Annotated in this window: 18 protein-coding genes; 7 read left to right on the top strand and 11 right to left on the bottom strand. The window is 66.2% G+C overall.

Going from position 1 to position 16,499, the window contains the following annotated elements:
* Positions 1-30 precede the first annotated feature (30 nt).
* Complete coding sequence (fimL, locus tag ACYAF3_RS27725; RefSeq protein WP_003098159.1) at positions 31-1,719, top strand: type IV pilus/biofilm regulator FimL; 1,689 nt, start codon at positions 31-33, stop codon at positions 1,717-1,719.
* On the top strand, positions 1,719-2,555 hold the full coding sequence (nudC, locus tag ACYAF3_RS27720) for an NAD(+) diphosphatase (protein ID WP_003113595.1): 837 nt from the start codon (positions 1,719-1,721) through the stop codon (positions 2,553-2,555). The genes fimL and nudC overlap by 1 nt, the downstream gene beginning before the upstream one ends.
* Here nudC and ACYAF3_RS27715 read toward each other — a convergent pair.
* Positions 2,523-3,302 carry a TSUP family transporter gene (locus tag ACYAF3_RS27715; RefSeq protein ID WP_019726093.1) on the bottom strand — a complete coding sequence of 260 codons (780 nt, stop codon included), beginning with the start codon at positions 3,300-3,302 and terminating at the stop codon, positions 2,523-2,525. The genes nudC and ACYAF3_RS27715 overlap by 33 nt on opposite strands.
* 100 nt (positions 3,303-3,402) lie before the next feature.
* Here ACYAF3_RS27715 and ACYAF3_RS27710 point away from each other — a divergent pair, with 100 nt between their 5' ends.
* Entirely contained in the window at positions 3,403-4,047 is a 645-nt protein-coding gene (locus ACYAF3_RS27710; protein WP_003113597.1) for a hypothetical protein, read from the top strand.
* Here ACYAF3_RS27710 and ACYAF3_RS27705 read toward each other — a convergent pair.
* Positions 4,044-4,949 carry a LysR family transcriptional regulator gene (locus ACYAF3_RS27705; RefSeq protein ID WP_003117685.1) on the bottom strand — a complete coding sequence of 302 codons (906 nt, stop codon included), beginning with the start codon at positions 4,947-4,949 and terminating at the stop codon, positions 4,044-4,046. The two genes, ACYAF3_RS27710 and ACYAF3_RS27705, sit on opposite strands and share 4 nt — an antisense overlap.
* Positions 4,950-5,080: 131 nt before the next feature.
* On the opposite strand from ACYAF3_RS27705, the gene ACYAF3_RS27700 reads away from it, so the two are divergent.
* Entirely contained in the window at positions 5,081-5,842 is a 762-nt protein-coding gene (locus ACYAF3_RS27700) for an SDR family NAD(P)-dependent oxidoreductase (RefSeq protein ID WP_003113599.1), read from the top strand.
* Positions 5,843-6,002: 160 nt separating this feature from the next.
* Here ACYAF3_RS27700 and ACYAF3_RS27695 read toward each other — a convergent pair whose 3' ends face one another.
* The 4 genes from ACYAF3_RS27695 to ACYAF3_RS27680 all read right to left on the bottom strand — a co-directional run bounded on the left by ACYAF3_RS27695 (position 6,003) and on the right by ACYAF3_RS27680 (position 9,208).
* Complete coding sequence (locus tag ACYAF3_RS27695) at positions 6,003-6,770, bottom strand: SDR family oxidoreductase (RefSeq protein WP_003087987.1); 768 nt, start codon at positions 6,768-6,770, stop codon at positions 6,003-6,005.
* A 24-nt stretch (positions 6,771-6,794) separates the two neighbouring features.
* A complete protein-coding gene (locus ACYAF3_RS27690; RefSeq protein WP_003087989.1) occupies positions 6,795-7,865 on the bottom strand; it encodes a phosphotransferase family protein in 1,071 nt (356 codons plus the stop codon).
* Positions 7,866-8,122: 257 nt separating this feature from the next.
* Positions 8,123-8,437, bottom strand: a complete 315-nt coding sequence (locus ACYAF3_RS27685) for an SCP2 sterol-binding domain-containing protein (protein ID WP_003087993.1) — start codon at positions 8,435-8,437, stop codon at positions 8,123-8,125.
* 60 nt (positions 8,438-8,497) lie between these two features.
* Entirely contained in the window at positions 8,498-9,208 is a 711-nt protein-coding gene (locus ACYAF3_RS27680) for a histidine phosphatase family protein (RefSeq protein WP_003122826.1), read from the bottom strand.
* 233 nt (positions 9,209-9,441) lie between these two features.
* Here ACYAF3_RS27680 and sohB point away from each other — a divergent pair, with 233 nt between their 5' ends.
* A complete protein-coding gene (sohB, locus tag ACYAF3_RS27675) occupies positions 9,442-10,467 on the top strand; it encodes a protease SohB (RefSeq protein WP_003098174.1) in 1,026 nt (341 codons plus the stop codon).
* A 58-nt stretch (positions 10,468-10,525) separates the two neighbouring features.
* Positions 10,526-11,518: a YhdH/YhfP family quinone oxidoreductase gene (locus tag ACYAF3_RS27670; protein WP_003087998.1), complete on the top strand. Its 993-nt coding sequence runs from the start codon at positions 10,526-10,528 to the stop codon at positions 11,516-11,518.
* Here ACYAF3_RS27670 and ACYAF3_RS27665 read toward each other — a convergent pair.
* Both ACYAF3_RS27665 and ACYAF3_RS27660 read right to left on the bottom strand, forming a co-directional pair.
* Positions 11,505-12,380, bottom strand: a complete 876-nt coding sequence (locus ACYAF3_RS27665; RefSeq protein WP_003117684.1) for an alpha/beta hydrolase family protein — start codon at positions 12,378-12,380, stop codon at positions 11,505-11,507. The genes ACYAF3_RS27670 and ACYAF3_RS27665 overlap by 14 nt on opposite strands.
* 94 nt (positions 12,381-12,474) lie before the next feature.
* Positions 12,475-12,912 carry a hotdog fold domain-containing protein gene (locus tag ACYAF3_RS27660; protein WP_003098177.1) on the bottom strand — a complete coding sequence of 146 codons (438 nt, stop codon included), beginning with the start codon at positions 12,910-12,912 and terminating at the stop codon, positions 12,475-12,477.
* A 122-nt stretch (positions 12,913-13,034) separates the two neighbouring features.
* On the opposite strand from ACYAF3_RS27660, the gene ACYAF3_RS27655 reads away from it, so the two are divergent.
* Positions 13,035-13,616 (top strand): TetR/AcrR family transcriptional regulator, encoded by a 582-nt coding sequence (locus tag ACYAF3_RS27655; RefSeq protein WP_003098179.1) that lies wholly within the window; start codon positions 13,035-13,037, stop codon positions 13,614-13,616.
* 64 nt (positions 13,617-13,680) lie between these two features.
* On the opposite strand, the gene ACYAF3_RS27650 is transcribed toward ACYAF3_RS27655, so the two are convergent.
* The 3 genes from ACYAF3_RS27650 to ACYAF3_RS27640 form a co-directional block, all read right to left on the bottom strand.
* Positions 13,681-14,178: a DUF934 domain-containing protein gene (locus tag ACYAF3_RS27650; protein ID WP_003088003.1), complete on the bottom strand. Its 498-nt coding sequence runs from the start codon at positions 14,176-14,178 to the stop codon at positions 13,681-13,683.
* Positions 14,162-15,820: a nitrite/sulfite reductase gene (locus ACYAF3_RS27645; protein WP_003098180.1), complete on the bottom strand. Its 1,659-nt coding sequence runs from the start codon at positions 15,818-15,820 to the stop codon at positions 14,162-14,164. Before ACYAF3_RS27645 ends, ACYAF3_RS27650 begins: the two co-directional genes overlap by 17 nt.
* A 410-nt stretch (positions 15,821-16,230) precedes the next feature.
* Positions 16,231-16,458 carry a DUF2970 domain-containing protein gene (locus ACYAF3_RS27640; protein ID WP_003098182.1) on the bottom strand — a complete coding sequence of 76 codons (228 nt, stop codon included), beginning with the start codon at positions 16,456-16,458 and terminating at the stop codon, positions 16,231-16,233.
* Between the last annotated feature and the right edge of the window lie 41 nt (positions 16,459-16,499).

Here is a 16,499-nt window from a genome sequence, read left to right as displayed (position 1 = left end):
ATATTCTTGCGCGGGAGGCGCACTAGACCGATGGTCACAGGAGCCACGTCCCTCAGTCTGGTGCGCGACGAGTTGTTCGCCACCATGGAACAGGCCGAACAGGGTCTTGAGCAGTTCATTGCCGAGCGGCAGAACGGCAGCCTGCTGCAGCACGCCGTCGAATGCCTGCAACAGATCCGCGGCACCCTCAACCTGATCGAGCTGGCCGGCGCCGAGCTGCTGGCCCAGGAAGCCCTGCAGCTGGCGACCGACATTCCCACCGGCGTCAGCGAGGAGCGCGACGGCCAGCTGGCAGCCCTGGGCAACGCCCTGTACGTGCTGCGCCGCTACCTGGAGAACGTCGAGGCCAATCGCCAGGAGATCCCCGAGCTGCTCTTGCCGGCGATCAACGAAGTGCGCTGTGCCGCAGGGCAGCCGGCGCTGCCGGAAAGCTTCTTCTTCAGCGCCCGCCTGGATATCCCGCGGCCGCCGAGCACTGCCATCGACCACCTGCCTTCCGAAGCCGAACTGGGCGAGGAAAGCCGGCGGATGCGCCACATGTACCAGATCGGCCTGCTCGGCCTGATCCGCGAACAGAACCTCTATCCCAGCCTCAAGCTGATGGGCCGCGCGCTGGCGCGCCTCGACAGCCTGCACGGCGGGGTGGCCCGTTCGCGGCTGTGCTGGATCGGCGCCGCGGCGATCGAGTCGATCGTCGATGGCCAACTGTTGCCGCGCAAGTCGCGCAAGCAACTGTTCTCGCGCATCGACCGCGAGCTCAAGCAATTGCTGATCGGCCCGGCCTACGAGGCGCCGCGCCATCTGCTCAAGGAACTGCTTTACCTGGTGGCGCTGTCCGACGGCCAGGGCCCGCGTTCGCGCGAGGTCCGCGAACTGCATGGGCTGGCGCCGCTGCCGTTCACCGACCACCTGCTGGAAGAGGAATCGCAGCGCCTGTCCGGCCCCGGCCAGTCGGTGATGCGTTCGCTGTCCACGGCGATCCGCGAGGAACTCGCCGGGGTCAAGGACATGCTCGACCTGATCGAGCGCGGCGTGGCCCAGCCGGATAGCCTGACCAACCTGCATGCGCAACTGGGCAAGCTGAGCAAGACCCTCGGCATGGTCGGCCTGAACTCGGCCGGCACCGCCCTGCAGACCCAGCTACCCACCGTGGCCGCCTGGGCTGCCAGCGGCGTCGCCGATTCGCCGCCGGCGTTGCTGCGCCTGGCCGATGCGGTGCTCTACGTGGAAAGCATGGTCGGCAACCTCGAGCGCGGCGAGCGCCGCATCATCCGGCCGACTCCGGCGGAGCCCGGGCAGGAAGCCGATGCGTTCGCCGTGCACCAGTTGGCCGAGGCGCGCATCGTGGTGATCGAGGAGGCCAAGGCCGGCCTGGCCCTGGCCAAGCGTGCGATCACCGCGTACCTGGAATCCAATGGCGACAAGCTCAACCTGGCCAACGTCCCGGCCAGCCTGCAGGCGGTCCGGGGCGGTCTCTGGTTCCTCGGTCAGGAGCGCGCCGCGCTGCTGGTCGGCGGCTGCGCCGACTACATCCAGCAGCGCATGATCGAGACCGCGCAGATGCCTTCGGAACAGATGCTGGAAACCCTCGCCGACGCCCTGACCAGTCTCGAATACTATCTCGAGGGCGGTGCCGTGCTGCGTCCGCAGGGCCAGCCGGACGTCCTCGACCTGGCCAGCGCCAGCGTCAAGGCGCTCGGACTGCCGGTGGCCGCCTGATGGCCGGCGAGTTCCGCTGGCAGGCAGGTCGGCCGGCTACCGCCCAGGTCGGCGGCTGGGTGCTCGCGCACTGTCAGCAGCGCTTCCTCCAGGACGACAACGGCCTGCTGTTCCCCCGCGAATGGCTGAAGCGCCAGGAACTCCCGCTGCTCGCCGAACATGGGGTCGGCCATTGGCAGGGCGAGCCGGTCTACGTGCTGGAACTGGACGAGCCGATCGAGCTGCCGGGCATGGCCTGGGCGCCGTTGCGGCAGTTCATGCTGCACGGCGATTTCGATCAGTTCTGCATGCTCGGCTATGCCAGCCAGATCGGCATCTGGGCACGTCACAACCGGTTCTGCGGCAATTGCGGCACACGCATGCAGGCGCAGGACCACGAGCGGGTGATGCAGTGTCCGCAGTGCGGGTTGCACCAGTACCCGCGCCTGTCGCCGAGCATGATCGTCCTGGTGACCCGGGGCGACGAGGTGTTGCTGGCGCGTTCGCCGCGCTTCGTGCCGGGGGTCTACAGTACCCTGGCCGGCTTCGTCGAGGCCGGCGAGTCGGTGGAGCAGTGCGTGGTCCGCGAGGTGCGCGAAGAGGTCGGGGTGGAGGTCGCCAATCTCGAATACATCGGCAGCCAGAACTGGCCGTTCCCGCATTCGCTGATGCTCGGTTTCCACGCCGAGTACGTGTCCGGCGAGATCGTCCCGCAGGAAGACGAGATCGAGGACGCCCAGTGGTTCTCCCTCGATGCCTTGCCGCCGCTACCGGCGCAGCGCTCGATCGCCCGGCACCTGATCGACCTGTACCTGGCGCGCCGCTCAGGCGCCGCTGAACCAGTGCTGCCAGGCTAGCCGCGCGGTCAGCGCCAGGACCACCAGGATGAACACCGGGCGAATGAACTTCGCCCCGCCGCCGATGGCGGTGCGCGCGCCGAAATAGGCGCCGACCATCAGCGACGCACCCATGCACAGGCCGAGCAACCAGATCACCTGGCCGGAGGCGATGAACACCGCCAGCGCCACTATGTTGCTGACGAAGTTCATGCTCCGCGCCACACCGCTGGCGCGGACCAGGTCCAGCGGGTACATGAGCAGCGAGCTGACGGTCCAGAACGCTCCGGTGCCCGGTCCCGCCACGCCGTCGTAGAAGCCCAGGGCGAGGCCCTGCGGCCACTGGCGCTTGCGTCCGAGCGGCGCATCGGCGTCCAGCGGCGCCTTCGGCGTGCCGCCGAAGAGCATGTAGAGGCCGCAGGTGAATACCACCACCGGGAGCATCCGGTTCAGCCACTCGGCGGGCAGCAGGTGAGCCGCCCAGGCGCCTATGGCGGCGCCGATCGCGGTGGCGAGCAAACCGTTGCGCCACTTCCCGGGATGGAACAGCTTGCGCTGGTAGAAGGTGTAGCTGGCGGTCGCCGCACCGAAGGTCGAGCTCAGCTTGTTGGTACCCAGCGCCAGGTGCGGCGGGACCCCGGCGGTGAGCAGCGCAGGGATGGTCAACAGGCCGCCGCCGCCGGCGATGGCGTCGATGAAGCCGGCGAGAAAGGCCACCACGGCCAGGATGATCAGGGTGCTGGGGTCTATCGCGAGTTCGAAGGGCATGAAAAACCGGACCTGCTTCCAATCGGGAAACGGCCTCGCTGGCCGTCGGGAGGAGGGGTGCGCATAATGCCCGCAATTTCACGCAGAAGGAATCGCTTGCATGCAGTACGACGGTCTGGCCTGGGCATTCGCGTTACTGGCCTTGCTGGCCGCCCTGGTCGCGGGGCGCATCCTCTTCGAACGCACCTGGTTCCTCGGCTGGCTGCGCGGCACCTGCGGCTTGGCCTTCGTCGCCGTGGCGGCGCTGCTGCTGGTGCTCGCCTGGGACCTGCGCAGCTATTCGCTGCTCAAGCCCGAGCAGCCGATGGCCACCCTGAGCTTCCAGGCCGAAGGGCCGCAGCGCTACCGGGTGCTGATCCAGGAGGGCGCCAACGAGCGCAGCGTGGTGCTGGACGGCGAACTCTGGCAACTGGACGCGCGGATTTTCCGCTGGAAGGGGCTGGCCGCGTTGATCGGTCTGGCGCCGGGCTATCGCCTCGACGCGCTCAGCGGCCGCTTCCTGGCCCTCGAGCAGCAGTCCCGGGGCCGCCGCCTGGGCTTGTCGCAGAGTCCGCTGGGGGTCGATCTCTGGCGCTGGCTGCGGGCCGGCGAGCACGACCTGTTCCTGTTCGAGCCGCTGGCGGGGCGGGTGACTTTCCTGCCGATGGCGGACAAGGCGGTGTTCGCGGTGAACTACGGCGTCGCCGGGCTGCTTGCCGAGCCGATGAACCTGGCGGCCGAGGAGGCGCTCAGGGACTGGCGCTAGGCCATGCGAAAAGCCGGGGCGGCGGCGATCGCCTGGGCGGTTTCGCGAAAGCGTTCGATGAGTTCCGACGGCGTGCGGTAGGCCAGCGCCAGCCGATAGGGAATTCGCGCCCGCCGCCCTTGCAGGGGACGAAAGGTGACCCCCGGCGGGCGCAACGGTTGTAGCAGCGAAGGCACTAGCGCGACGCCGATGCCGCCGGCCACCAGCCCGGCGATGGTCTGCATCTGCCGCGCCTCCTGCACCACCTCCGGGACGAAGCCGGCTGCCGCGCAGGCGGCGACGATCAGGTCGTGCATGCCCGGCCCATAGTGCCGTGGAAACAGCAGCCAGGGTTCTCCGGCCAATTGTTCCAGGCGCAGGCGCGCATGGCGTGCCAGCCGATGCCCTTCGGGCAATGCCACGCGCATGTCGCCGTCCACCAGTAGATGTGTGTACAGGCCGGGCTGGCGGTCGACCGGCAGAACGATCAGGCCGGCATCGATGCGGTCTTCGCGCAACGCCTCCAGTTGCCCTGCGGTGGTGTCTTCCTGGAGCTGGAAGTCCAGCGCGCCATGCTGGTGGCGGAACGCCTGGAGTATGCGCGGTAGCAGAATATTGATGGTGCTGTCGACGAACGCCAGGCGCAACGTTCTGCGTCCGCTGGCGGCGCTGCGCGCGGCCGCCAGGGTGCGTTCGGCCTGGGCCAGGGTGCGCCGGGCTTCGTCGAGGAACGCGCGGCCCGCCGGCGTCAGGCGATGGATACGGTTGTCACGCTCCAGCAGGCTGGCGCCGACTTCTTCTTCCAGCCGCCGGATCGCGGTGGTCAGCGGTGGCTGGGCCATGTGCAGGCGCTCAGCGGCGCGGCGGAAGCTCAGCTCCTCGGCAACCGCGACGAACTGGCGGAACTGGCGCAAGTCGGCCATTGCGATATCTCCCGGATATGGTGAGTTAAGAAAGACAGTATTGGATATATCGCGGCGAATCCGTCGAGAATCCATCCGTACGCTCGCTCTGGCCAGACGAGGCGTTCCATCCATTACAGAGGAAGCCCGTCATGCACACTCATTCTCCAATCCCCCGTACCGCCCTGGTCACCGGCGGCTCGTCGGGCATCGGCCTGGCCATCGCCCGGCGCCTTCGGCAACAGGGTTATCGGATCGCCCTGGTGGCCCGTGATTCCCAGCGCCTGCAACGCGCTGCCGCCGAGTTGGGCGGTGTGCCCTGGATGGCCGCCGATCTTTCCCGCCGCGAAGCTGTCGAGGCGGTGGCCGCCTGGGTTGGCGACACCTTCCAGGGGCTCGACGTGCTGGTGAACAACGCCGGGTTCACCCGAAAGATCGCCGCCACCACTCCGCTGGCTGAGGCCGAGCGGGAATGGGATGCGCTGCTGGACGGCAACCTGAAAAGCGCGTTCCTCATGTCGCTGGCGGTGTTGCCGCATTTCGCGGAAGAGGGCGGGCGGATCATCCATATCGGATCGATCGCTGCGCAGACCGGTAGCGGCAGTCCCGGTGCGCTGGGCTATGCGGCAGCCAAGGCCGGCCTACATGGCTTCGGCGTGGCCCTGGCGCGGGAACTCGGTTCGCGCGGGATCACGGTGAACAGCGTGGCGCCGGGTTACATCGCCGACACCCGGTTCTTTCCCGGCGGCCTCGATCCGCAACGGGTCGCCGCCATCGTCGGCGAGACCCCGCTGGGCAGGACCGGCCGGGTCGAGGACATCGCCGCGGCGGTGGCCTGGCTGGCCTCGCCCGAGGCGGGGTTCGTCACCGGAACGGTGGTGTCGGTGAACGGTGGCTGGCGGGTCGGCAACTGAAGTGGAGGCGGCGGGTAACACCTATGGGGGTACTCGTCCGGCTACCCGAGAACGCAGGTGAATAGCCGTGGGGCGCCTGTCCCGCGCTGGTGCGAGGCATTGGCAATCCTGAAATGAAAAGAGGGAGCCCTGGCTCCCTCTTCGCGCGTTCGCCGTTCCGTCAGGAAAGGAAGCCGCCGTCGACGTTCAGCGCCACGCCGGTGGTGTAGCTGGACGCTTCGCTAGCCAGGTAGAGCACGGCGCCTGCCATTTCGCTCGGCTCGGCCACGCGCTTGAGCGGGATGCGCTGCAGGGCGAGGTTGCGGATCGCGTCGTTCTTCACCAGCGCCGAAGCGAACTTGGTGTCGGTCAACCCTGGCAGGAGGGCGTTGCAGCGGATGCCGAACTGCGCGCATTCCTTGGCGAAGACCTTGGTCATGCTGATCACGGCGGCCTTGGTCACCGAGTAGATGCCCTGGAACTCGCCGGGCGATACGCCGTTGATCGAGGCCACGTTGATGATGCTGCCGCCGCCGTGTTCCTTCATCAGCTTGCCGCCCTCGATGGACATGAAGTAGTAGCCGCGGATGTTGACGTCGACGGTCTTCTGGAAGGCGCCGAGGTCGGTTTCCAGTACGTTGCAGAACTGCGGGTTGGTGGCGGCGTTGTTGACCAGGATGTCGAGGCGGCCGAACTGCTCGCGGATCTGTGCGAAGACGTTCTGGATCTGCTCCATCTCGCCGATGTGGCAGGCGATCGCGGTGGCCTTGCCGCCCTCCGCGGTGATCGCGTCGGCGACCGCCTGGCAGCCATCGATCTTGCGGCTCGAGACGATCACGTGGGCGCCTTGCTGGGCCAGCAGCTTGGCTATCGCCTCGCCGATGCCGCGGCTGGCGCCGGAAACGAAGGCGATCTTGCCGTCGAGGTCGAACAGGTGGGTCTTGGACATGGGCTATCCCCTTGTAGTGGTCGGTTACAGGCGGGAGCGCTCGATGGCCTGCAGGCTCATCTGCTCCAGCAGCTTGTTCATCTGCACGAACTGGGCGAAACGCTTGTCCTGGGTCTGCCCGTGGTAGTAGCGGTAGTAGATCTGCTGGACGATGCCGGCAAGACGGAACAGGCCATAGGTGTAGTAGAAGTCCAGGTTGTCGATCGGTGGGATCCCGGCTCGCTCGGCGTAGTAGTCGGCGAACTCCCGGCGGGTCAGCATGCCCGGCAGGTGGCTGGGCTGGCGGCGGGTCAGCTGCACCGGAGCCGGGTCGCCGGCTTCCACCCAGTAGGCGAGGGTATTGCCGAGGTCCATCAGCGGATCGCCGAGGGTGGCCAGTTCCCAGTCCAGCACGCCGATGATCTGCATCGGGTTGTCCGGGTCGAGGATCACGTTGTCGAAGCGGTAGTCGTTGTGCACGATGCCCGGCTTGTGGTGATCGGCCGGCTGCTTGTCCTTGAGCCAGGCCTTGACCGGTTCCCAGAGCGGCGCGTCGGGGGTCAGGGCCTTCTCGTAGCGGTCGGTCCAGCCGGCGATCTGGCGCTGCACGTAGCCGTCCGGGCGGCCCAGGTCGGCCAGTCCGCAGGCGGCGTAGTCGACGTTGTGCAGTTCGACGAACTTGTCGATGAAGCTCTTGCACAGGCTGCGGGTCTGTTGTTCGTCGAGATTCAGCTCTGGCGGCAGTTCGGCGCGCAGGATGATGCCCTTGACCCGTTCCATGACGTAGAACTCGGCGCCGATCACCGACTCGTCGGTGCAGTAGAGGTAGGCTTTCGGGCAGTAGGGGAAGCCTGCGTTCAACTGGTTCAGGATGCGGTATTCGCGGCCCATGTCGTGGGCCGACTTGGCCTTGTGGCCGAATGGCGGGCGACGCAGGACGAACTCCTGGCGCGGATACTCGATCAGGTAGGTCAGGTTGGACGCGCCACCGGGGAACTGGCTGATCTTCGGGGTGCCTTCGAGGCCGGGGATATGGGCTTTCAGGTACGGGTCGATGACGGCGGCGTCGAGTTCTTCGCCGGCGCGGATGCGAGTGGATTGGTCGGTCAGCGACATGGGGTTCCCTTCTCGTGGTGCCACGGCGGAGCCGCGGGAGCCGGTGCGCGCATCAGGCTGCGCAATGATGGTGACCGGCGATAATTGGCTAATCTAATGCCCTGTCCCGGCCCTCACAAGCCGCCGCCGGGCGTTATGGGCAAGCGTGTTGCCGCTCCATCACGGTCCCTGATCGTCGGCCTGGAGGAATGCCGGACGAAAAAAAACCGGAGCCGCGAGGGACTCCGGTTTTCCTTCTGGCATGGCGCCGGAAACGGTCAGACCGGGAACAGTTCGCCCAGCTTCATCGCCAGCATCATGTCGCCTTCGGCGCGCAGCTTGCCGGCCATGAAGGCCTGCATGCCGTCGGTCTCGCCGCTGGTGATGCCCTTCAGGGTTTCGCTGTCCATGATCAGGGTGACGTTGGGGTTCTCGGCGTCGCCCTGTACCACTTCGCAGGTACCGTCCTTGACGACCAGGTAGTGGTTGTCGCCGTCTTCGATGTTGAACTGGAACACCAGATCCAGGCCGGCGGCCGCGCTGGCGTTGAACTTGCTTTTCATGGTGGAGACGATGTCAGCAACGGTGGTCATGGGTTCTATTCCTTTCTTCTAGGGTTTTTTCGGCGACCGGAACGGTCGCGGTAGGCCGGCTCATCGATAGGTGATGAGTTCCGGCGCCTTCAACAGTTCCAGGTGCACGTGACTGTTGAAGGAAGCCAGGGACACTTCCTCGCCGCGGAATTTCAGGCGAGTCAGCGAGGTATTGACGATCTGCCAGTTCAGCTCGAAGGCCTTGAGCGGCGGAACGCCGACGATCAGTTGGAGCAGGGCGGTAATGGTACCGCCGGAGGTGAACACGGCGACCCTGTCCTTGCCGCTGGCCTGCGCCAGCAGACGACGAAGACCGTCATGGACCTTATCGAGGAATTCCTGCCAGCTTTCCAGCCCATCTTTCTCATGGTTGCCGGAAACCCAGCGCGCGATGATGGTGGAGAACAGGCGCTGGAACTCGGCCCGATGCTCGGCCGCATGGCGAAGGATGTGCAAGGCTTCCGGCTGCTCATCGAGCAGGTCCGGCAGGTGCGCGCGGATCACCGCGTCGGCTTCGAATTCGTTGAACGCCGGATCGACTTCCAGCTCCGGCGTGGCCAGCCCGGAGGACTCCAGGCGTTCGAGGGCGGCGCGGGCGGTGTGCTGCTGGCGGCGCAAGCCGCCGCTGAGGACGCGGTCGAAACGGACGCCGAGGTTCCGCAGGTGGTCGCCGAGGATTTCCGCCTGGCGGATGCCGGTCGGCGACAGCACGTCGTAGTCGTCGGCACCGAACGACGCCTGGCCATGTCGAATCAGGTAGATGCTGCCCACGGGCGGACCTCGGCGGGTGAAAGTTCCGCGAGGGTATGAGGATCACCCAGGGCTGTCAACGAAAAAACATACGCTTGTTTGAATGTCATTCGCTGCCTTTATCGGCTGCTCCGGGCGCGCCCTGCAAAGGCTCTCCAGGCAGTGGCATCGCTGGCCGCCCGTCGGTGGCCTGGGTATGCTTGCGCAATCGTGTCGCCCGTAGACGGGTGCGTCAACAGTAGAGAGGGGGTTGTGTGGAGTTCATTGCCGAATATGCGGGCTTTCTGGCCAGGACCGTGACCGTGCTGGCGGCGATCATCGTGGTGCTGGTGGTGATCGTCGCCCTGCGCGGCCGCGGCCGGCGCGGCGCAGGCGGGCACCTCGACGTGCAGAAGCTCAACGATTTCTACAAGGACCTGCGCGAGCGGGTCCGCCACAGCGTCCTCGACAAGACCAGCCTCAAGGCCTTGCGCAAGGAGGAGAGCAAGGCGGCGAAGCAGGCGAAGAAACATCCTGAACAGAAGTCGCGGGTCTACGTGCTCGATTTCGACGGCGACATCAAGGCCTCGGCTACCGAGCAACTGCGCCACGAAGTGACTGCGGTGCTGAGCATGGCGGGCAAGGACGACGAGGTGGTGCTGCGCCTGGAAAGCGGCGGTGGCATGGTCCATGGCTACGGTCTGGCGGCCTCGCAACTGGCGCGCATCCGCCAGGCCGGCGTGCCGCTGACCGTGTGCGTCGACAAGGTGGCGGCCAGCGGCGGCTACATGATGGCCTGCATCGGCGATCGGATCCTTTCCGCGCCCTTCGCCATCCTCGGCTCGATCGGCGTGGTGGCGCAGTTGCCCAACGTCCACCGGCTGTTGAAGAAGCACGATATTGACTTCGAGGTGCTTACCGCCGGCGAATACAAGCGTACGCTGACGGTATTCGGCGAGAACACCGAGAAGGGCCGGGAAAAGTTCCAGGAGGACCTGGAGGTGACCCACGAACTGTTCAAGAACTTCGTGGCCCACTACCGGCCGCAACTGAACATGGACGAGATCGCCACCGGCGAGGTCTGGCTGGGCCAGGCCGCACTGGGCAAGCTGCTGGTGGACGAACTCAAGACCAGCGACGAGTACCTGGCCGAGCAGGCCAGGGAGCGCGATGTCTACCAGGTGCAATTCGTCGAGCGCAAGAGCCTGCAGGAACGCGTCGGCCTGGCCGCCAGCGTGGTTATCGACCGCGTGCTGGTGACCTGGTGGGGGCGGCTCAACCAGCAGAAGTTCTGGCAATAGGCCGGCGCCGACAGGGACGAACACGCTGTCTTCAGGGTTTTCACGAGAGGAGGTCGAAATGGCTGTATTCAAGGCGTTGTGGGTGACGGAAGCGCCCCACGGCGTTTACGAAACGCAGGTGGTCGAGCGCGATACCGGCGACCTGCCGGCGGGCGACGTACTGATCCGCGTGCAGTATTCCTCGCTGAACTACAAGGATGCGCTGTCCGCCAGCGGCAACCGTGGGGTGACCCGCAAGTACCCGCATACCCCCGGCATCGATGCCGCCGGTGTGGTCGCCGAGTCCTCGGTGGCCGAGTTCGCGGCCGGCGACGAGGTGATCGTCACCGGCTACGACCTGGGCATGAACACCGCCGGCGGTTTCGGCCAGTACATCCGCGTGCCCGCGGCCTGGGTGATCAAGCGCCCGCAAGGCCTGAGCCTGCGCGAGGCGATGATCCTCGGCACCGCCGGCCTGACCGCGGCGCTCTGCGTCGAAAAGCTGGAGCGCAGCGGCCTGCGCCCCGACCATGGCTCGGTGCTGGTCACCGGCGCCAGCGGCGGGGTCGGCAGTATCGCCGTGGAACTGCTGGCCAAGCTCGGCTACACCGTGGCGGCCGCCACCGGCAAGCTGGAGCAGGCCGAGTTCCTCAACCGCCTGGGGGCCAAGCAGATCCTCGATCGCGCCACCGTGGCCGATGGCGTCGACAAGCCGTTGCTCAAGGAACAGTGGGCCGGCGCGGTGGACACCGTCGGCGGCGACATCCTCTTCAACGTGGTCAAGTCGTTGCAGTACGGCGGCAGCGTCGCCTGCTGCGGCCTGACCGCCGGCGCCGGCTTCAAGGCCTCGGTGCTGCCGTTCATCCTGCGCGGGGTCAACCTGCTCGGGGTGGACTCGGTGGAGCTGCCGCTGGTGGTCAAGGCATCCATGTGGGACAAGCTGTCGCTGCAATGGAAGCTCGACAACCTCGAAGAGGTGGCGCGCGAGATCGCCCTCGAAGAGCTGCCGGGGGCGATCAACCAGATCCTCGCCGGCAAGCTGGTCGGCCGGGTGCTGGTCAACCTCGGCTGAGGGCGTTGCCGGAGCCCAGCTCCGGCAACAGGTAGCCCGCCCATAGCGATTCGGCGAACTGCGGCCGGAAGAAGCCGAAATGGCCGATGTGGCGGGCGCCGATTTCCTCGGGAGCGATGCGCCAGGCGGTTTTCGGCGCTTCGCGGTAGAAGCCCAGCAGCGACTCGATGCTGCGTCGGGACATCATTTCATCGTCGGTGAACGACAGCGACACGATGGGCGTGCGTACGGCGGAGAAGGCGCGGCGGATGGCCTCGCCATCCGCGAGGGCGTACTGCGGATGCAGGCACCAGCGTCGCCATTGTTCGATCACCCCGCGCGGCAGGTCGCCGACCATGCCCAGGCGGCGCCCGGGAAAATAGCCGAGCAGCGGCGTCAGCAGGGGCGCGACGAGGTACCAGAACAACCAGACCTTGTTGCGCAACCGCGGGCTGTTTTCCTTCCAGTAGCCACTGCCGCTGGCGATGCTGAAGACCCTATCGATACGCTCGCGCCCTTCGACGAAGGGCAGGATCTGGCCGCCCAGGCTATGGCCGATCCAGTACAGGGGCTTGCTCCCGCTCTCGGCGAGCGCGGCGGCGAGCATGGCGCTGCAGTCATGACGGGCCCAGCCCAGCACATCGACCTCGAGACCGCGCAGCGAGCCGTTGCGCGATTGCCCCATGCCCAGGTAGTCGAAGGTGATGGCCAGGTAGCCGCGCTCTGCCAGCCAGGCGGCGAAGGGTGCGTAGAAGCGCTGTTCCACTCCCATCGCCGGGACGATCAGGAGATAGCCGCGCGGCTCCCCGGCAGGCCGGTACCAATGGCTGGCCAGCGGATGGCCGTTGCCGTTATCGATGAGGCGTGGTTGCGGAGGGTTCATGCCGGTCTCCGTGGTCTGCTCATGGCTTCGAGAATAGAGCTGGCCGCCAGGGCGCCTCCAGCCGGCCGAAAGCACGGCCGGGGCGCCTTGGCGGTCAGGCCTGGCTGACGTACATGGTGATCTCGGCGCGGAATACCGGCTTGTCGTCGACATAGGCGACCACCGGCACCACCAGGTTGCCGGTGGCTTGCCAGTCGATCTGGCTGCCGTCGGCCACCGCGCGCACGTCGCCAGTGGCCTTGGCCAGGTACTCGACGGTCATGCCGCGCGGAATCCAGCGATGGCCGGCGGGAATCGAGGCGTCGGTCATGGTCCCGGCGGCCAGTTCGGCGGCATTGCACAGGGCGATGGCATGCACCGTGCCGATATGGTTCAGCACCTCGCGGCGCTTGGGGAAGGTGACTTCGGCATAGCCGGGACGCAGTTCGACGAACTGCGGGGCGATGCTGGCGAAATAGGGTGCGAACTGGCCGATCATGGCGCTGAACTGGGCCGGGCCGACCTGCTGGTACATCTGCATCATCTGACTCATGGAAAACTCCGGGCGTTTCAGGATTGAAGATGTGTGCGCACCGGGGCAGTATACGAAGGTTAGAAATTTATTCTAGAAAAATATTCTAGTCAGCGTTTCGACGATTAACGACAAGGACCGAGATGGGCCGTTCTTCCCGCAAAGACGAGATTCTCCAGGCCGCCCTGGCCTGCTTCAGCGAGCATGGCGTAGACGCCACCACCATCGAGATGATCCGCGACCGTTCCGGAGCGAGCATCGGTAGCCTCTACCACCATTTCGGCAACAAGGAACGCATCCATGGCGAACTCTACCTGGCCGGGATCGGCCAGTACGCGGCGTTGCTCGAAGCCGGCTTCGCCAGGGCGCGCAGCGCCGAGGAAACGGTCAGGTTGCTGGTCACCAGCTACATCGACTGGGTCGTGGCGAATCCCGACTGGGCACGCTTCATCCTGCACAGCCGCGGGCGGGTGGAGGCGGGGGAGCTGGGCGAGCGCCTGCGGGCCGACAACCAGGCGCACTTCGCACGGATCCATGCGGCGCTGGCGGGATATCGGGCCGAGGGCCTGTTCCGCGAGATGCCGGACGACTGCTTTGCTTCGGTGGTGATCGGCCCGGCCCACGACCTTGCCCGCCAGTGGCTGGCCGGGCGAACCCGGGTGGCGTTGGCCGACTGTCGCGAACTGCTGGCGCAGGTGGCCTGGGACAGCGTGCGGGCGGCCTGAGGCGTCCGTGACCTCGGGAACGAAAAAGCCCCGCGGCTGCGGGGCTTTTTCGTCAGGGCGGGGGTCAGCCGCGGCGGCGGAACAGCGGTAGCGGCTGCTCCACCGAGGTCTGGTAGACCTCGCTGAAGTCGTCCAGGCTGGCCAGGGCGTCTTCCGGGCTGCGGTCGGCACGGATGGCATAGGCGTCGAAGCCGCAGCGGCGCATGAAGAACAACTGGTCGCGCAGCACGTCGCCGATCGCGCGGATCTCGCCCTTGTAGCCGTAGCGCTCGCGCAGCAGGCGCGCGCTGCTGAAGCCGCGGCCATCGGTAAAGGCGGGGAAGTTCACTGCGATCACCTGGAACCTGTCGAGGTCGCCGGCGATGCTTTCCGGCTCCTCGTCCGCGTCCAGCCAGACCCCCAGGCCGCCGTCGCGGCCGCGCAGGGCCGGGCCGTGCTCGAGCCACAGGGCCAGCGGGATGATCACGTCGTCGCTGTTGGGTACGCTTTCCAGGGTCGCGTCCTTGGGCAGCAAGTGCCAGCGGTCGTCGACCACCTGGCGGTCCTTAATGATTCGCTGCATATACGCGCTCCTTGAACGGGTCGATACCGATACGGCGGAAGGTGTCGATGAAGGGTTCTTCCTCGGTCCGGCGTTCCACGTAGACCTGGATGATCTTGTCGATCACGTCGGCCATCTGCTCCTGGGCGAAGGACGGGCCGAGGATCTGCCCGAGGCTGGCGTCGCGCGCCGAGCTGCCGCCGAGGGAGACCTGGTAGAACTCCGCGCCTTTCTTGTCGACCCCGAGGATGCCGATGTGGCCGACATGGTGATGGCCGCAGGCGTTCATGCAACCGGAGATGTTCAGGTCGATGTCGCCGATGTCGAATAGATAGTCGAGATTGTCGAAGCGGCGCTGGATGGCTTCGGCGATCGGGATCGACTTGGCGTTGGCCAGGGAGCAGAAGTCGCCGCCGGGGCAGCAGATGATGTCGGTCAGCAGGCCGACGTTGGGGGTGGCGAAGCCCAGTTCGCGCAGTTCGCCCCAGAGGGCGAAGAGTTCGCCCTGCTCGACGTCGGCGAGAATGATGTTCTGGTTATGGCTGTTGCGCACCTCGCCGAAGCTGTAGCGGTCGGCGAGATCGGCGATGGCCTCCAGCTGTTTGTCGGTGACGTCTCCCGGCGCGGTGCCGGTGGGCTTCAGCGAGAGCGTCACGGCGACGTAGCCGGGCTTCTTGTGGGCGAAGGTGTTGCGTGCGCGCCAGCGGGCGAAGCCGGGGTGCTCCGCGTCGAGCCGGGCGAGGGACTCGTCGAGGTCGTCGAGGGCCTTGTAGGCCGGATCGACGAAATGCGCGGCGACGCGCTGGACTTCCGCCTCGGTGAGGGTGCTCGGTCCGTCCTTGAGGTTGGCCCATTCGGCCTCGACGCGCTCGGCGAAGACTTCCGGGGTCAGCGCCTTGACTAGGATCTTGATCCGCGCCTTGTACTTGTTGTCGCGCCGGCCATAGCGGTTGTAGACGCGCAGGATGGCATCCAGGTAGCCGAGCAGGTGCTGCCAGGGCAGGAATTCATTGATGAAGCTGCCGACGATGGGGGTTCGGCCCAGGCCGCCGCCGACCGAGACGCGGAAGCCGAGCTCGCCGGCCTCGTTCTTCACCGCCTCCAGGCCGATGTCGTGCACTTCGATGGCGGCACGGTCGCTCACCGCGCCGTTCACCGCGATCTTGAACTTGCGCGGCAGGTGGGCGAACTCGGGGTGGAAGGTCGACCATTGGCGGATGATCTCGCACCAGGGGCGCGGGTCCACCAGCTCGTCGCGGGCGACGCCGGCGAACTGGTCGGTGGTGGTGTTGCGGATGCAGTTGCCGCTGGTCTGAATCGCGTGCATCTGCACGGTGGCCAGCTCGGCGAGGATTTCCGGCACGTCTTCCAGCTCCGGCCAGTTGAACTGCACGTTCTGCCGGGTGCTGATGTGGGCGTAGCCCTTGTCGTAGTCGCGGGCGATCTGCGCCAGCTTGCGCAGTTGGCGCGAGGAGAGCAGGCCATAGGGAACGGCGATGCGCAGCATCGGGGCATAGCGCTGGATATAGAGACCGTTCTGCAGGCGCAGCGGGCGGAACTCCTCACCGGTCAATTCACCCGCCAGGTAACGGCGGGTCTGGTCGCGGAACTGCTTGACGCGGTCCTCGACGATCCGTTGGTCGTACTCGTCGTATACGTACATGAATATTCCTGCTGTCAGGCTATGCGGCTTACTGCGTTAACCAGCGCGCACGGCTACGCGCTCCACGCGGAGTGGGCGCACGATACCAGTTCATATTTATGCGTAAAAGTGATGTTTGAGTATATGGTAAGAACCAAAAAGACTAAGTCGCCAGGCAAGCATAACCGCTTCGCAACGGCGCCTTTCTTGAGCGATGGGCGGCGCTGGTCTTAACTGGAGAGTGCCTTTCGATGTCTTCGTCCCGATACCCACAAGAAACAGGGGGAGTCATGAGCGAGCCGAGCAAAACCCAGGAAAACCGCGACAGCGTGGTCGACGCCCGCGCGGCCTTCGTCCTGATCCTGCTGGTGGTGGCTACCGCGGTGTTCTGGGTCAGCCACCAGTGAAAGCCCGCCTCGGCGGCGCAGAGGTCACAGGCCGCTGAGGCTTAGCACCAGTTTCACGATCCCGGCCAGCAACAGCACGAACACCAGGGTGAAGAGCAGGCCCAGCATGATGAAGTGCACGGGCTTGCCGTGGGTGAAGTCGCGGGCGCGGTTTCGCCCGCTCTGTACGCCGAAGGCGGCAGCCATCACGCTATGCAGCATCTGCCAGAAGGTCGGCGGCTTCTGGTTCGGTTCTTCCGTCTCGATACCCATCGGTGGTCCTCCCTTTTCCATACCTGCCCTGAGAGTCTAGA

The sequence above is a fragment of the Pseudomonas sp. TZ252 genome, from assembly GCF_056110345.1.
Note: the sequence above shows the minus strand (reverse complement) of the source record. Positions and strands in the feature narration are given on the sequence as shown.

Coding starts and splice junctions, on each gene's coding strand:
- ACYAF3_RS27695 (WP_003087987.1), bottom strand. CDS start 6,770: ATGTCCAAGACCCACCTGTTCGACCTCGACGGCAAGATCGCCTTCGTT.
- ACYAF3_RS27655 (WP_003098179.1), top strand. CDS start 13,035: ATGGGCCGTTCTTCCCGCAAAGACGAGATTCTCCAGGCCGCCCTGGCC.
- ACYAF3_RS27715 (WP_019726093.1), bottom strand. CDS start 3,302: ATGCCCTTCGAACTCGCGATAGACCCCAGCACCCTGATCATCCTGGCC.
- ACYAF3_RS27645 (WP_003098180.1), bottom strand. CDS start 15,820: ATGTACGTATACGACGAGTACGACCAACGGATCGTCGAGGACCGCGTC.
- ACYAF3_RS27665 (WP_003117684.1), bottom strand. CDS start 12,380: ATGAACCCTCCGCAACCACGCCTCATCGATAACGGCAACGGCCATCCG.
- ACYAF3_RS27700 (WP_003113599.1), top strand. CDS start 5,081: ATGCACACTCATTCTCCAATCCCCCGTACCGCCCTGGTCACCGGCGGC.
- ACYAF3_RS27685 (WP_003087993.1), bottom strand. CDS start 8,437: ATGACCACCGTTGCTGACATCGTCTCCACCATGAAAAGCAAGTTCAAC.
- ACYAF3_RS27670 (WP_003087998.1), top strand. CDS start 10,526: ATGGCTGTATTCAAGGCGTTGTGGGTGACGGAAGCGCCCCACGGCGTT.
- ACYAF3_RS27650 (WP_003088003.1), bottom strand. CDS start 14,178: ATGCAGCGAATCATTAAGGACCGCCAGGTGGTCGACGACCGCTGGCAC.
- ACYAF3_RS27690 (WP_003087989.1), bottom strand. CDS start 7,865: ATGTCGCTGACCGACCAATCCACTCGCATCCGCGCCGGCGAAGAACTC.
- ACYAF3_RS27710 (WP_003113597.1), top strand. CDS start 3,403: ATGCAGTACGACGGTCTGGCCTGGGCATTCGCGTTACTGGCCTTGCTG.
- ACYAF3_RS27705 (WP_003117685.1), bottom strand. CDS start 4,949: ATGGCCGACTTGCGCCAGTTCCGCCAGTTCGTCGCGGTTGCCGAGGAG.
- fimL (WP_003098159.1), top strand. CDS start 31: ATGGTCACAGGAGCCACGTCCCTCAGTCTGGTGCGCGACGAGTTGTTC.
- ACYAF3_RS27660 (WP_003098177.1), bottom strand. CDS start 12,912: ATGAGTCAGATGATGCAGATGTACCAGCAGGTCGGCCCGGCCCAGTTC.
- nudC (WP_003113595.1), top strand. CDS start 1,719: ATGGCCGGCGAGTTCCGCTGGCAGGCAGGTCGGCCGGCTACCGCCCAG.
- ACYAF3_RS27640 (WP_003098182.1), bottom strand. CDS start 16,458: ATGGGTATCGAGACGGAAGAACCGAACCAGAAGCCGCCGACCTTCTGG.